Raw genomic sequence first — 13,800 nt, 5'->3', positions numbered from 1 at the left:
ACCGCCGCCGTCCGGAGAACTCATCGCTCGATTCGAGAATTCTTTCGAGCGCCGACCGAGCCGTCCACGACCAGCGAGAACGCGCGACGGAACGGAACCGGATGATCGCGGACGGCGTCGGATCGGTACGCGGGAACGCCCCTCCGGCCCGCGGACGGGCGCATCTTCCGCGCGAGGGGAGCACGGTGCCCAGCTATCTGCAGACTCTTCCGCTCCACACGATCACCGAGGTGTACGGCGAGGCCGGACTCCGCGACCGGTTCTCCCGCGAGATCCTGCGGTTCCGTGAGCCGGACTGGCGGCGGTTGAGCACGGCGCTCGCGCTGGCCGGCGACCTGCACCGGCAGGACCGGCGCGTCCGCGAGCCCGTGGTCAACCATCTGCTCCGGGTGACGCTGCGCGTGATGTGCCACTACGAGGTGGACGACGCGGACCTCCTCGTCGCCGCCCTCATGCACGACTCCGTCGAGGACCACCCGACCGACCTGGCCGGGGACGGGCACGCCGACCCGGCGGAGGCGGCCCTCGGCGTCCTGTCAGCCGAGTTCGGGCCGCGCGTCGCCGAACTCGTCCGCGCCGTCACCAACCCGGTGTACGACCGCGGCCGGGACGTCCACGCCCAGTACCGCGCCCACGTCGTCGAAAGCCTGGAACGCCACCCGGCCGCCCGCATCATCAAGGTCTCCGACTTCACCGACAACGGCGTCGGCCTGATCCACACCACCGGCCCGAAGCTCCGCAAGCTGGCCCGCAAGTACCGGCCGCTGGTCCCGGAGCTCAAGGACCTGGTCAACCGCCCCGACACGCCGCTCAAGGAGCGGATCAAACAGCACATCACCGGCCAGCTCGACCGCGCCGACGAACGCTTCACCGCCATCCTGCAGGGGCACACCCTCGCCGGCCAGGCGACCTGACGTCCTCTACGGCCCTCTCATCAGCGTGTCGGCCCGCCGCCCGGCGATGTTCCGTATCTTCCTCGTCCCGCCGCCCTCGGCGAGCAGCGTGAGAACCGGCAGGGAGGTGACCTTCTCCGCGAGCATGCGCTGCATCCAGGGCGTGGTGTCCGCCAACTCGGCGGCGGCCGGCGTCCGCCCGTCCTCGATCGCCAGGTAGACCGACCAGTCGTGGACGCGGCGACGTACGAACGGGCCGTGCCCTTCCGCATCGAGTCTCCGCAGCTCCGGCAGGAGCCCGGCCGCCCAACGCTGGAACTCGCCCGGACCGGCGGACCTCATCGCGACCTCGTCCACGAGCTGGACGACCGCCGTCTTGGCCACCGACGAAACGGGATCGCGCAGGATCAGGGCCACGATCCGGCGCTCTGCGTCAGGGCGGCGGGACGCGGCGACCGCCGCGACCACCTCGCCATAGACGCGTACCCGCACATGCTCGTCCTCGACGGCCTCGTCGACCTCCGCGTCGTGCATCCCGGCGTCCGCGAGCATCGCGGCCACATCCGCACGTAGAGCCATCCGGTTCGTCACCTCCCACCAGGCCCCATCCAACAAGAGATCGCCGAACACCGGCGATCCCTTGTTGGACGCAGGTGCGGAGCCTGGTGTCCGGCAGCACTCGCGTCGCTCCAGTGGAACGGCAGGCCTCCGTCATTCCTGCGCGGTCGTGGTCGCCGGAGGCGTTCCCTGGGTGACCATTTCGTCACAGGTAAAGGATGATCACTTGTAATCGCCGAGAAATGCTTCACAGATCGTCCGATCTCATTTCCGGTTTTCCTTAACTCGCGTTGGATGACTGACCGGAAGATGGACGCAACTTCCTGATCGCCGATCTTGGTATGTGCCTTGAGCTGCACAGATGGATTCTCCGAGCCCTTGCCGTGCTGTCCGCTTCGCGCCAAGGGTTTTTTGGCGTCTTGCTGCGGCGTGCATTTCTAGGACGGTCGCGATCGAAGTCATCAACAACCAAGATTTCAGAGAGTGAGGAATCTCGTATGGCCGAGATCCATGTCAACAAGTCGCACATTCCCGCCGACGACGCGCCGGGTCAGCTCTCAGAGGCCAGGATCACCTGGCTGGACCATTTGAAGGCTTGGCAGTGGCGCATCGACAAGGCTCACTACGTCGAGGCTCGGCGGGCGGGTGCCACCCATGCAGAGGTCATGGAGGCTCACGCCGTCCGCAGCCTCTACCTGGGGGACTACACCTCGGCGCGAGTGGCCGGAACCACCCACGCGGAGGCGCTGGAGGCTCACGCCAACGGCATCTACCTGTACCAGTACGCCAAGGCGAGGGAAGTCGGCGCTTCTCACGCGCAGGCGCTGGAGGCTGACGCCATCGGCATCAACCTGGCTTACTACGCCGACGCGCTGGGATGGGTGTATCCCGTCCTGGGGTGGACCGCTGAGTCCGCACGGGTCCACAGCTCGTCTCACGCAGAGGTGCTGGAGGCCCACGCCAAGGGCATCGATGTGGAGCGCTACGCCACCGCGCGGCGGAAGCACGGCGCCTCACACGAGGATGTCCTGGTCGGTCACGCCAACGACATCGACGTGGCCCACTACGCCGCCGCGCGCAAAGCCGGCGCGACCCACGCGGAGGTGCTGGAGGTCCACGCCGAAGGCATCGTCGTTGGAAGCTACGGCGAGGCGCGGAGCCACCGCATCTGGCCTATCTCTCACGCGGAGGTCCTGGAGGCTCACGCCAAGGGCATCGACGTGGGGGACTATGAGGCCGCTCGGGCCTACGGGGCCACTCACGCGGAGGTGCTCGACGCTCACGCCAAGGGCGTCGATACGGGTGACTACTGGACCACGCGGTCCCGTTTCGCCACTCACGCGGAGACGCTCGACGCTCACGCCCAGGGCGTGAACCTGTACGACTACGCCCACGTGCGCCACTACGAGGGTTCCAGGACCCACGAGGAGGCCCTGGAGGTCTGCCTCAAGGGCATCCCGTGGTGGAAGTACACCAGGGAGGTGAGCAGGCGCTTCAACGCCTCTCACACGGAGGTGGTCGAAGCGCTCCTGGCGTCCGCGGACGAGGAGGACTTCGAAGACTGAGCTGGAAGAGCCGCGTTCCAGGCTTCTCCGGCAGAACCCGCCGCTCTCCGTCTCGACATGGAGGGCGGGAAGAACACCGAGACCGGCCCGCCCTCACTGGGCGGGCCGGTTCCTTGTCGGCGGGCCGGGGGGCGGGGTCAGCCGGTGGTGCCGGTCCAGGTGGCCGGGACGTGGGCCAGGCGGACGCGCTGGGGGTGGTCGCCGACGGGGACGGAGGTGATCTTCTGGCCGGTGCCGAAGTCGATGGCGGTGACCTGGTCGGCGCCGCTCTCGGAGATGACGCAGGCGCGGCCGTCGCCGCTGACGGTGGCCCAGTAGGGCTTGGACGCGGTGACCAGGGGGCCTTCCTGGAGGGACGAGCGGTTGACGATGGTGGCGTAGTCGTCCATGGTCCCGGCGACGCAGAGCCTGCTTCCGTCGGGGCTCATCGACAGGCCGTGGTGGCGGGAGTCGTTGACGAAGGTGGTGCGGTCGTCGCTGGTGGCCGGGTTCTTGGGCAGGGTCTTCACCCGGGTGATCTTGTCGGTGGCCATGTCGTACTCCACGAGGCCGTTGAAGAACGAGACCTGGAAGTACAGCTTCGACTCGTCCGGGGAGAACACCGCGGGCCGGATCGCGTTCGACAGGTCCTTGCGGCCGAAGGCGTCCAGGCGCGAGCGCATGTCGATGGTCTTGACGACCTTGTAGGTCGAGGTGTCGGCGATGGTGAGATGGCGGTCGCCCTTGGTCCAGTCCTGGGACGGGTCGTCGAAGTCGGTCTCGACGTTCCCGATGGACATGTTCAGGATGTACCTGCCGTCCCTGGTGAAGATGTTCTCGTGGGGCTTGTCGCCGGTGGCGAACGAGCCGAGCTGCCTGCCGGTGTTGATGTCCAGGACGTGGACGACCTTGCCGAGCGAGGCCGACACGGCGACCTTGGTGCCGTCGGGGGAGACCGACATGTGGTCGGCGCGGTAGCCCGAGACGGCGAACCGCCACCTGACCTTCCCGGTGGTCAGGTCGATGGAGACGACGTCGCCGAAGCTGGGCCGCGAGGCGACCAGGGCGGAGCCGTCGGGGGTGGAGTACAGGTCGTCGACGAGCTGGTCGTGCCCCTCGCCGGCGGTGGCCCGGATGCCGAGGAAGACGGCCAGGTTGATCGGGTTGAGGTAGATCGCGGTGAGCCGCTGGCTCCGGTCGGGGACGACGTTGATCCGGCCGATCTTGGCGAAGTCGCCGCTGGACTTGATGACGTCGGCGGTGCCCTCCCAGTTGTTGCCGACGAACATCACCTCGCGCAGGGGGGCCGCGTGCGCGGTGGTCGCGGTGACGGCGGGGGCGATGGCACCGGCCGTCAGGACGGCCGCGGCGGCGATGCTCCGCAGGCGACGGTGAGGTCTGGGGCGGGCAGGGGTGGTCGCAGCGTGCATGCTTGCTTCTCCCAAGGGGGTGGGGGTCGCCCAGAGGGGGCGGGAGCGCGGAACCCTTCCGCGTCCGTGCCGGCGCGCACGGCGGCAGGCGGGGACCCTCCCGCGCGGCCCGCGGCGCCGGCTGCGCGGTGATGAACGGTCGCGGGCATGGCCGGCCCTGGATTCCGCTCGCCTTGTGGGCTGCATATGAAATCCGCCCAAATCCGAACATTACCGTATTCAGACTTTGGTTACTGGATAGTAAGCAGGGGTGGAGTGCGCCGCAAGACCCGATGGTGAGGGATTTCTTGTCGCCTGGTGGAGGATGCGGAGGCGGGCCGAATCATGCGTACGGAAGGGCCCTCAAGGACTCAAGGCGACCGAAACGGGGCCGCCGGTCAGGGCTTCGGCGCCGCCGCGCGCTACGCGGGAATGATCAGGCCGTAGTGCCCGTCGTAGCGGTGGTAGAGGACGTTGCCCCGTTCGGTCTCGGCGTCGCGGAAGAACACCCAGCGCAGGCCGGTCGCCTCCAGATGCTCGGTCGCCTCCTGGAGGGTCAGCCTGGGCGCGGGCCGCGGGCTGATCGTCAGCGGGATGGCGCGGGGCGTGCCCACCCGTCCGCGCGGGGTCGCCTGCGCCAGCCGGTACCCGTGGTCGGCGGGGTAGATGACGCTGTCCTCGCCCGTCTCGACGTCGGTGAACAGCAGGAACCCGTAGTCGAGCACCTCCATGTCGAAGGCCGCCTCGTCGGGCGTCTCGGCGCTCAGCGTGAACGACTTGTGCCGGATCAGCTCCCGCTCCTCCGGAGGACGCGGGTAGTAGTCCGGACGGTGGGTCGGCTCGGCGCCGTGCCGCCACTCGTGCGGGCCCGGCGCGGGGCTCGTGGGATAGGCGCCGCGGCGGGCCTCCCAGTGCCGGGAGATCCGGTCGAGCCGGTTCAGCAACCGGTCGTGGAGCCGGTCGACGGCCTCGGTCATGCTCGGCGCCGCCACCTGCGCCCGGACCAGGCGGCCGTTGACGTCCAGGTTGGCCTGGGCCGTCGCCGGACGCGGCCCCGCCGGATCGGGCGACATGATCAGCTTTACGCGCGCGAACAGCACCGGCTCCGACGCGTGCCGGAAGACCGCGCCGACCTTGGAGCGCGCGTAGTCGGTGGCGCCCTCGGGCACCCTTCCCCGGTGTTCGACGGCCACCTCGGGAGCGGCCCTGGTCGTCGCGCGGTCCATGTCGTCCCCCCGTCGCTCTACCGCTTCACCCACTCGGCCGGCTGGTGCTCGATGGTGGAGTCCGAGGACGGGAAGAACGTGGTCTCGTGTCCGTCGTCCCACCGCACCAGGTAGGGCGGCTCGCCGTCCCGTCCGTGCACTTCGAGGATCTCGGCCCTTCGGGCCGCCTCGCCCACGTGGTGTCCATGGACGATCAGCCGGTCGCCTTCGCTGGCTCGCATCGTGTCCCCCTCACGTCACCCTGATTCCATCGTGCGGGCGAGCGGAAGGGCGCCACCAGGGCCGAAGGTCCATTTTTTGTGCAGGTCAGTCAGTATGTGGTGAATCTGGCTATCCGGCGGGGGGAGGGGAAGAATTCCGGGTGTGCGGCCGTCGACGGGAGGGCGATGTCGAACAGGAGCGCGATGCCGACCCGGATCGTGGCGGGGACGGCTCATCCGGCGCTCGCCGCCGCCGTCGCGGCCGCGCTGGGCGTCCGGCCGGTGCCCTGCGACGTGGAGAGGTTCCCGGACGGCGAGCTGCGGCCGACCGTGCACGGCGTCCAGGGCGGGGACGTCTACGTGGTGCAGCCCACCGGGCCCGCGGTCAACGACCATCTGGTCGAGTTGCTGCTGCTCCTGGACGCGTGCCGCCGGGGCGGCGCCGAGATCGTGACCGCGGTCGTGCCGTACTTCGGGTACGCCCGGCAGGATCGGCGCGACCGGGCGGGGCAGGCGGTGGGCGCCAGGGTGGCACTCGACGCGCTGGCCTCGGCGGGGGCGGACCGGCTGGTCGTCGTGGAGCCGCACGCCGTCGCCCTGGAGGCCATGTGCCCGGTTCCGGTGGAGATGCTGACGGCCGTCCCGATCCTGGCGGACGAGCTGGCGGATCTGACACCGGAGACGGCGGTGCTGGTCGCGCCCGACCTCGGCGCCGTCAAGCCCGCCGAGCACTACGCGCGGCTGCTGCGGCGTCCGGTCGCCGTGGTGCGCAAGACGCGGGTGAGCGGCGAGAGGGTCCACGCCGAGGAACTGGTCGGCGACGTGGAGGGCCGGCCCGCGGTCATCGTGGACGACATGATCAGCACCGGCGGGACGATCGAGGCGGCCGTGCGCGTGCTGCTGGACCACGGCGCCTCGCCCGACATCACGGTGGCCGCGGCGCACGGCCCGCTGGTGCCGGCCGCGCGGGACCGGCTCGGCCGGCTCCCGATCCGCTGCCTTCTGGTCACCGACACCCTCCCGGTGGGCGAAGCACGGGCGGCGCGGCTCCGGGTGCGTTCCGTGGGCCCGTTGATCGCCGACGCCATCGGCCGCCTGCACAACGGGCAGTCCCTGGACACCCTGCTGGTACGCGGCTGATCGATCCAGAACTCCCAGCGCTCCGCCGTGGCGACCTCCGAAACCGCTTCTACCTGGGCGTTTCCGTTCGGTGAGGAGGGAAACACCCTCGCGGTAGAGAAGGGAGGCGTCCGGGGGATCGGCCTGCCGCCCCAGATGCTCCTGGAGCCGGTGCTCCAGGTCGCGCTCCACGAGGCCCGCCGCCCGGTGGCGGTGGGGCCCGCACCCCGACCCGGGAGGCGACGATGCTGGACTTCGACGACCGCGCCGACGCCGGACGGCGCCTGGCCGAGCGGCTGGGCGGTCTGCGCGGCCGGGACGCCGTCGTGCTGGGGCTGCCCCGCGGCGGGGTGCCCGTCGCCTTCGAGGTCGCGCGGGCGCTGCGCGCGCCGCTGGACGTGATCGTGGTCCGCAAGCTGGGCGTCCCCTTCCAGCCCGAGCTGGCCATGGGCGCCATCGGCGAGGGCGGCGTGCTGGTCGTCAACGACGAGATCGTCCGGCGCACGGGCCTCGGCGAGACCGACCTGACCGACGCGCAACGGCGCGAGCAGTCCGAACTGGACGTCCGCGTCGAACGCTTCCGCCGGGGCCGCCCCCGGGTCGAACTGGGCGGCCGCACGGCCGTCGTCGTCGACGACGGCGTCGCCACCGGCGCCACCGCCCGCGCCGCCTGCCAGGTCGTCCGCGCCCAGGGCGCCCGCCGTGTGATCCTGGCGGTCCCCGTCGGCTCGCCCGACATCATCGCCGGCCTGCGCCGCACCGCCGACGACGTGGTCTGCGTGCTGGAGCCGGACCTCTTCCACGCCGTCGGCCAGTGGTACCGCGAGTTCGGCCAGACGTCCGACGGAGAGGTGGTCGAACTCCTGGATCGAGCCGCGACCCCGCCGACCAACGCCCGGCACGATTCCGACCCCGCCGACCCTTCCGGCCCCGCAAGGTCCGCCGGAACCGCGAACCCCGCCGACGCCGCCCATCCCGGCGGAGCCACCAACCCCGGCGGAGCAGCCGGCCCGGATGGTGCCCCCAGCCCTGCCGGGGGCACCGACCCTCGCGGAGCAGCGGACCCTCGCGGCGCGAGCCCGGGTGAGGCCGACCCTGCCGGGGGCACCGATTCCGGCGGGGGCGCCGACCCTCGCGGGGCCGGTCCTGCCGGGGCCGCCGGCACCGGCCGAGCCGTCCACCCGGGCGGAGCCACCAACCCCGGCGGGGCCGCCGACCTGGGCGGGATCGCCAACCTGGGCGGGATCGCCAACCCGGGTGGAGGCACCGGCCCCGGCGGGGCCGCCGACCGGGGCGGAGCCGCAAACCCGGGCGGGGCCGCGAAGCCCGGTGGGATCGTCGACCCCGGCGGGAACGCCCATCCTGCCGGGGCCACCAACCCGTCCGGGGCGTCCGGTCCCGGCGCGGGTGCCGACGGTCCGCCGGTCGTCGACGAGGAGGTATGGATCGACGGCGGGTTCGTGGAGCTCACCGGGCATCTCACCGTTCCCGCTCGGGCCAGTGGGGTCGTGGCGTTCGCGCATGGCAGCGGGAGCGGCAGGCACAGCCCGCGCAACCGGCTGGTCGCCGCCGGGCTCAACCAGGCGGGCCTTGGAACGCTGCTGTTCGACCTGCTGACCACCGGGGAGGAACTCGACCGCGGCAAGGTCTTCGACATCGGCATGCTCGCCGACCGGCTCGTCGCCGCCACCGGCTGGCTCCGCGACCGGCCGGAGATCGCCGGCGCCCGCATCGGCTACTTCGGGGCGAGCACCGGTGCGGCGGCGGCGCTCTGTGCCGCCGCCGAGCCCGGCGCCGAGATCGCCGCCGTCGTCTCCCGCGGCGGGCGCCCGGACCTGGCCGAACGCCGCCTGAGCGACGTCCGCGCCCCCACGCTGCTGATCGTGGGCGGCGCGGACCGGCAGGTGATCGGCCTCAACCAGCGCGCGCAGCGGCGCATGCGCTGCCAGAACCAGCTGACCATCGTGCCGGCCGCCACCCACCTGTTCGAGGAGCCGGGCGCCCTGCGGGCCGTGACCGACCACGCCAGAGACTGGTTCCTCGCCTACATGCGCTGACCTGCCTCACATGACGGCTCGGGGCGCCGCGGGAGGGGCCGCGGCACGGGCCGCAGGACGCTCCGCGGCACGTGCTGCCCGCTCGCCGCCCGGCTGGAAGAGCTTGCGGAGCTCCTCGGGGAGCTTCCACAACGCCTGCTCCACGCCTCCCGGCGCCATCTTGGAGGACACGACCTCGGTGACGATCGCCGCCGTCTTGGGCACGTCGTCGCGTCCGATGCCCGCCTGCTCGGCGTAGTGGACGGTGATCTCGCGCAGGTCGTACTTGTGGGGCACGTGACCGGGGCTCCACCCGTCGTAGTACACCCCGCGCAGCAGTTCCGGCAGCTGGGCGGCCAGATGCGCGGCGGACTCGACCGTCAGCCGGTCGCGCAGCGTGTGCATCCAGGCCCGCAGCGCCCGGTAGGCGAACCGGCGGTCCTCGGTGCCGAACGCTGCGGCCACATCGGCGATCCACCGGTTGGTGGTGTCGATGCTCCGATCCAGCCCCTGTATCCCTGTGAACGTCATCGCAACGGCTCCAGAGCGGTTTCGGCGAACACGGACGATTCCAGCCTGCCGCCGCCCGAGCATGCGGCGGCAGGGACGAAGGTCCCCAGGTGGGGAGCGTTTCCGCAGGTCCGGGCGCCATGACGAGCGACGGTGCGCCCGAGGGAAGTCGATACCGCCGGCACGCATGACGGCGCTTCAGGCATAGCGGCACAAGGCTCCGATGCCCTGCGCGGGAAGATCCGGCGCCCCGGGCTCCAGGACGCGCACCTCCGCCCCGGTGAGCACGGCGGCGCGGACGGCGACGTCCACCAGCCGCCCGTGCTCCACCGGGTCCGCGCCCGACTCGGCGAGGGACGCCCGCCGGTCGGACACCTGCGTCGGCGCGGGGCCGAACCAGGCCGTCCGCCGGTCCGCGGGGTCGTCGGTCACCAGCAGCGTGTCGACCCGGCCGCGGGCCAGCGCCCGCAGGGTCGCGGCCGCGCCCTCCACCGCGAGACCGGACGGGCCCCGCCCCTCGTCCAGCCGCTCCAGCAGCCCGCGGGTCTCCTCGCCCGCCCACCGGCTCACCTGTTCCCGGACCTGCGTCTGGCGCCGCCGCCGTGCGCCGTCCCGGTTCCGTCCTCCGGAGACGTGACCGACGGTCACCTCGTGGCGGACGCCCTCGGGAAGGTGCTTGGTGAGGTACTGCATGGCGCGCACGTCGCCGCCGAGGAGCAGCACGTGCGCCCCGGTCACGGCGAGATCGTCCGCGAGGGCGTGCGCCACCCTGGTCGCGTTGTGCTCCCAGGAGTCCTCGGCGCGGTGCTGGTGGCGCGACTGGGACCAGCCGCCCGGCGCGTTGCGCACGATCTCGTCGTCGGGGCCGTCGATCGTCCTCGTGGTCGCGGTCCCCGTCCCGCCCCGGCACGTCTCGATGTCGGCGCCCTTGCGGTCGACGAGGGTCAGCACGTACGGCGGACGCTCCTGGAGCCACGCCAGCAGCGGCAGGAGGCGCGGCAGGGGACCGTGGACGGCGAGATCGGGCTGCCGCGCCTCCGGCATCTCGACCACCGTGGGCGCAGGGTCGCCGTCGATGGCGAAGGCGGCCAGCGCTCCGGAGCCCGGCTCCGCCCTCGCGACCAGCCGGTCCAGCGCGTCCACGACGGCGCCGCCGGCTCCCTGCGCGCGGAGCCGCTTGCCCAGCCGTTCCCAGCGCAGCGCGGCGTCCTCCTCCCCGGGAGGCGCGGTCAGGTTGAAGTAGACCGTTGTGACCGGCCCTCCAGAACAGAGCCGACGCAGGGTCTCGGTCGCGGTTTTCTCGTCCGGCTTCATGCAAACAGCCTGTACAGCGGGCCGCCGTCCGATTAGGGACGAAGGTCCGCAGGTCGCCGGACCTTCGTGAGCCCGCCCCTGCCGGACCGCGTCGCGCGCCGCCTTCGCCGGCGACGGGCCGTGCCCCACACTGAGCGGGAGTCCAGACGTCCAGGGGGAGGATCGGCGTGGCTCACGACCGTTCGGAAACCGGTTTCCACTGGTTGTTCGGGGACCAGTTGGGCCCGCACTTCCTACGCCCGGACGCCGAGATCGTCATGGTCGAGTCGCGGGCGGTCCTGCGTCGGCGCCGCTTCCACCGCGCCAAGGCGCACCTGGTCCTGTCCGCGATGCGGCACCGCGCGGCCGAACTCGGGGACCGCGTCCGCTACGTCCAGGCGGAGACGTACCGCGACGGCCTGGAACAAGCCGTGGGCGACGCCCCCGTGACCGTCCACCACCCCACGTCCCACGCGGCCCTCGGCTTCGTGCGGGGCCTCCAGCAGGTGGAGGTGCTTCCGCCGCGCGGTTTCCTCGTCCAGCCGGACGCGTTCGGCCGGTGGGCGGAGTCCGCCGGCGGGCGACTGCGGATGGAGGGCTTCTACCGGCAGGTGCGCCAGGACCACGACCTGCTGATGGACGGCGATCAGCCCGCCGGCGGGCAGTGGAACCTGGACAAGGACAACCGCGAGCCCCCGCCCAGGGGCGAGGCGACTCTCCCGGTGCCCGCCCCCTACCGGCCGCGCGAGGACGAGATCGACGAGCGGGTCAGGGCCGACCTGGACCGCTGGGAGCGGAGCGGAGAGGTCTCGTTCGTCGGCCGGGACGGCCCCCGACTGTTCCCGGCCGGCCGTGCCGAGGCCCAGCGCGCCCTCCGCGCCTTCGTGAAGAAGCGCCTCCCCACCTTCGGTCGGTGGGAGGACGCGATCCTGGCCGAGGACTGGGCCATGAGCCACAGCCTGCTGTCCGCCGCGCTCAACCTCGGGCTGCTCGACCCGGCCGAGTGCGTCGAGGCCGCCGAAGGCGCCTACCGCGCGGGCGACGCGCCGCTCAACTCCGTCGAGGGCTACGTCCGGCAGGTCGCCGGGTGGCGCGAGTACATGTGGAACCTCTACTGGTACTTCGGCCCCCGCTACCGCGAGTCCAACGCCCTCGGGCACGACGCGCCGCTGCCGGACTGGTTCGCCTCCCTGGACGCCGACGCCGTCCAGGCCCACTGCCTTTCGACGACGCTCGCGCAGGTCCGCGACCGGGGCTGGGTGCACCACATCCCCCGGCTGATGATCCTGGGCAACCACGCCCTCCAGCGCGGCTGGGATCCGGCGGCGGTGACCGACTGGTTCCACCGCTGCTTCGTGGACGGCTACGACTGGGTGATGCTCACCAACGTGATCGGCATGTCGCAGTACGCCGACGGCGGCCGCATCACCACCAAGCCGTACGCGTCGGGCGGCGCCTACATCAACACCATGAGCGACCTGTGCGGCCCCTGCGCCTACCGGCCCACCGAACGCACCGGTGAGCGGGCCTGCCCCTACACCGCCGGGTACTGGGAGTTCGTCCACCGCCACCGCGAACGGCTCTCCCACAACTACCGCACCGCCCGCGCCGTCAAGCAACTGGAGCGCCTCGGCGACCTGGACGAGGTGCTCGGCGACGCCCGCCGGCGCGACCCGAACGCCGCCCCCTGAACGCCCGGCCGCCCGCAGGGGACCGGCGCCGGAACGATCAGGTGCCGCCATCGGCGCCGGGCCCGCCGGTCAGGTCCCGGTGCCGGGCGGGCAGGGCGCCGGCCGGGCGTCGAGGCTTCGGGCGCTAAGCCGGTGGGTGCGCAGCGCGGCCTCGATGGCGAACCGGGTGCCGGGGTCGGCGAGTTCGTCGCCGAGGAGGTGTTCGAGGACGCGCATCCGGTACCGGACGGTCTGCACGTGCACGCCGAGCTCCTCGCTGATCCGCGTCGCGGGCGCCCGGGTGCGCAGCCAGACGGCGAGCGTGTCGACGAGCGGCAGCCTGCGCCGCTCGCTGAGCGGGGCGAGGGGCGCCAGGCCGCGGCGCGTCATCTGGTCCATCAGCGCGCCGTCGGCCAGCAGCCACAGGCTCATCAGGTGGTCCTCGCACAGGGTGAGCGTGCCGTCGTGCAGGACGTCCTTCAGGTCGAGCAGGCGCCTGGCCCAGCGGAGCGAGTCGGCGGCACGAGCCCGCGGGACGGTCAGGCCCACCGCGGCACGCTCCCCGGCCAGGGCCGCTTCCAGCATCGCCCGCCGGTCGCCGGTGAGCGGGCCGGGGACGAGGAGATAGGGCGCCGGGTCCTCCGGGTCGAGCAGGACGTCGGCGTCCAGTAAGGGGCAGACGGGCAGAGTCCCAGAGGGCAGGGCGACGAGCGTGACCTCGTCGGGAAGCGGCCAATCGGCGGCCGGGTCCGGCCCGGCCGACGATGCGGGGCCGACGAGCGCGCGCAGAAGGGCCAGCCGGGCGGCGGCGCGTCCATCGCACGCCTCCGCCTTGGCCCGCTCGTAGCCCTCCCTGGACAGGGCCGCCGCATCGTCCATGTAGGTGATGACGGCCTCGGCCAGCGCGGAGACCGCCAGGACGGACGCGACCCGGTCGTCCAGCATCGCCCGTATACGCGACCACGCCACCTGCGTCGCGGCGCGGTAGGCCGACTGGATCACCGTGAGCGGGCGCCCCTCCATCACCTCGAACGCGCCCATCTTGCGGCACAGCTCGTCCCGGCGGTCGAGCGGCCGCGCGGGGTCGGCCAGCCAGTCCAGGAACCCGAGCACATTGCGTTCGACGGCGGTGCGGATGACGTGGTTGTAAGCGCTTCCGGGAGGCCGCGCGTAGGCGGGGATCGCGGCGCGGATCCTCTCCACGATCTCGTCGACGAGGCCCGGGACGACGGTCGTCCGGACGTCCGGGGACAGCGCCGCCACGAGTGCGCGCAGCTCGGCGGTCTTCGGCGGCGACGCGCCGCCGCCTGGAGATGATGGCCTCGGCATCGCACACGCTCCG

General features: G+C 72.2%; 12 protein-coding genes. 5 read left to right on the top strand and 7 right to left on the bottom strand.

Translation table 11 applies throughout. The annotated features are described in order from the left end of the window. The first annotated feature begins 185 nt into the window (after positions 1-185). Complete coding sequence (locus BJ999_RS39840) at positions 186-914, top strand: HD domain-containing protein (RefSeq protein WP_218935438.1); 729 nt, start codon at positions 186-188, stop codon at positions 912-914. 6 nt (positions 915-920) lie between these two features. On the opposite strand, the gene BJ999_RS39835 is transcribed toward BJ999_RS39840, so the two are convergent. Continuing rightward, the gene (locus tag BJ999_RS39835) at positions 921-1,472 is read right to left on the bottom strand and encodes a hypothetical protein (RefSeq protein WP_179838005.1); all 552 of its coding nucleotides are present in this window, start codon (positions 1,470-1,472) and stop codon (positions 921-923) included. 476 nt (positions 1,473-1,948) lie between these two features. Between BJ999_RS39835 and BJ999_RS39830 the strand changes: the two genes are divergently transcribed. Further along, complete coding sequence (locus tag BJ999_RS39830; RefSeq protein ID WP_179838004.1) at positions 1,949-3,016, top strand: hypothetical protein; 1,068 nt, start codon at positions 1,949-1,951, stop codon at positions 3,014-3,016. 137 nt (positions 3,017-3,153) lie between these two features. Here BJ999_RS39830 and BJ999_RS39825 read toward each other — a convergent pair whose 3' ends face one another. The 3 genes from BJ999_RS39825 to BJ999_RS39815 all read right to left on the bottom strand — a co-directional run bounded on the left by BJ999_RS39825 (position 3,154) and on the right by BJ999_RS39815 (position 5,851). Further along, positions 3,154-4,425, bottom strand: a complete 1,272-nt coding sequence (locus BJ999_RS39825; protein ID WP_179838003.1) for a YncE family protein — start codon at positions 4,423-4,425, stop codon at positions 3,154-3,156. 401 nt (positions 4,426-4,826) lie between these two features. Next, entirely contained in the window at positions 4,827-5,630 is an 804-nt protein-coding gene (locus BJ999_RS39820; protein WP_179838002.1) for an HPF/RaiA family ribosome-associated protein, read from the bottom strand. 17 nt (positions 5,631-5,647) lie between these two features. Continuing rightward, complete coding sequence (locus tag BJ999_RS39815) at positions 5,648-5,851, bottom strand: DUF1918 domain-containing protein (protein WP_179838001.1); 204 nt, start codon at positions 5,849-5,851, stop codon at positions 5,648-5,650. Positions 5,852-6,016: 165 nt separating this feature from the next. On the opposite strand from BJ999_RS39815, the gene BJ999_RS39810 reads away from it, so the two are divergent. Together BJ999_RS39810 and BJ999_RS42730 are read left to right on the top strand one after the other, a co-directional pair. Then, positions 6,017-6,970 carry a ribose-phosphate diphosphokinase gene (locus BJ999_RS39810; RefSeq protein ID WP_229810024.1) on the top strand — a complete coding sequence of 318 codons (954 nt, stop codon included), beginning with the start codon at positions 6,017-6,019 and terminating at the stop codon, positions 6,968-6,970. A gap of 224 nt (positions 6,971-7,194) precedes the next feature. Further along, positions 7,195-9,006 carry a phosphoribosyltransferase family protein gene (locus BJ999_RS42730; RefSeq protein WP_229810023.1) on the top strand — a complete coding sequence of 604 codons (1,812 nt, stop codon included), beginning with the start codon at positions 7,195-7,197 and terminating at the stop codon, positions 9,004-9,006. A 6-nt stretch (positions 9,007-9,012) separates the two neighbouring features. On the opposite strand, the gene BJ999_RS39795 is transcribed toward BJ999_RS42730, so the two are convergent. Both BJ999_RS39795 and BJ999_RS39790 read right to left on the bottom strand, forming a co-directional pair. Continuing rightward, positions 9,013-9,516: a DUF2267 domain-containing protein gene (locus BJ999_RS39795; RefSeq protein ID WP_179838000.1), complete on the bottom strand. Its 504-nt coding sequence runs from the start codon at positions 9,514-9,516 to the stop codon at positions 9,013-9,015. Between the two features lie 177 nt (positions 9,517-9,693). Beyond that, positions 9,694-10,809, bottom strand: coding sequence for a baeRF2 domain-containing protein (locus BJ999_RS39790; protein ID WP_179837999.1), 1,116 nt, complete (start codon positions 10,807-10,809; stop codon positions 9,694-9,696). A 167-nt stretch (positions 10,810-10,976) separates the two neighbouring features. Between BJ999_RS39790 and BJ999_RS39785 the strand changes: the two genes are divergently transcribed. Continuing rightward, positions 10,977-12,479 (top strand): cryptochrome/photolyase family protein, encoded by a 1,503-nt coding sequence (locus BJ999_RS39785; RefSeq protein WP_218935437.1) that lies wholly within the window; start codon positions 10,977-10,979, stop codon positions 12,477-12,479. 69 nt (positions 12,480-12,548) lie between these two features. Here the strand turns inward: BJ999_RS39785 and BJ999_RS39780 are convergent, their stop codons facing one another. Beyond that, positions 12,549-13,787, bottom strand: a complete 1,239-nt coding sequence (locus BJ999_RS39780; protein WP_179837998.1) for a PucR-like N-terminal domain-containing protein — start codon at positions 13,785-13,787, stop codon at positions 12,549-12,551. Between the last annotated feature and the right edge of the window lie 13 nt (positions 13,788-13,800).

The sequence above is a fragment of the Actinomadura citrea genome, assembly GCF_013409045.1.
Lineage (GTDB): Bacteria > Actinomycetota > Actinomycetes > Streptosporangiales > Streptosporangiaceae > Spirillospora > Spirillospora citrea.
Note: the sequence above shows the minus strand (reverse complement) of the source record. Positions and strands in the feature narration are given on the sequence as shown.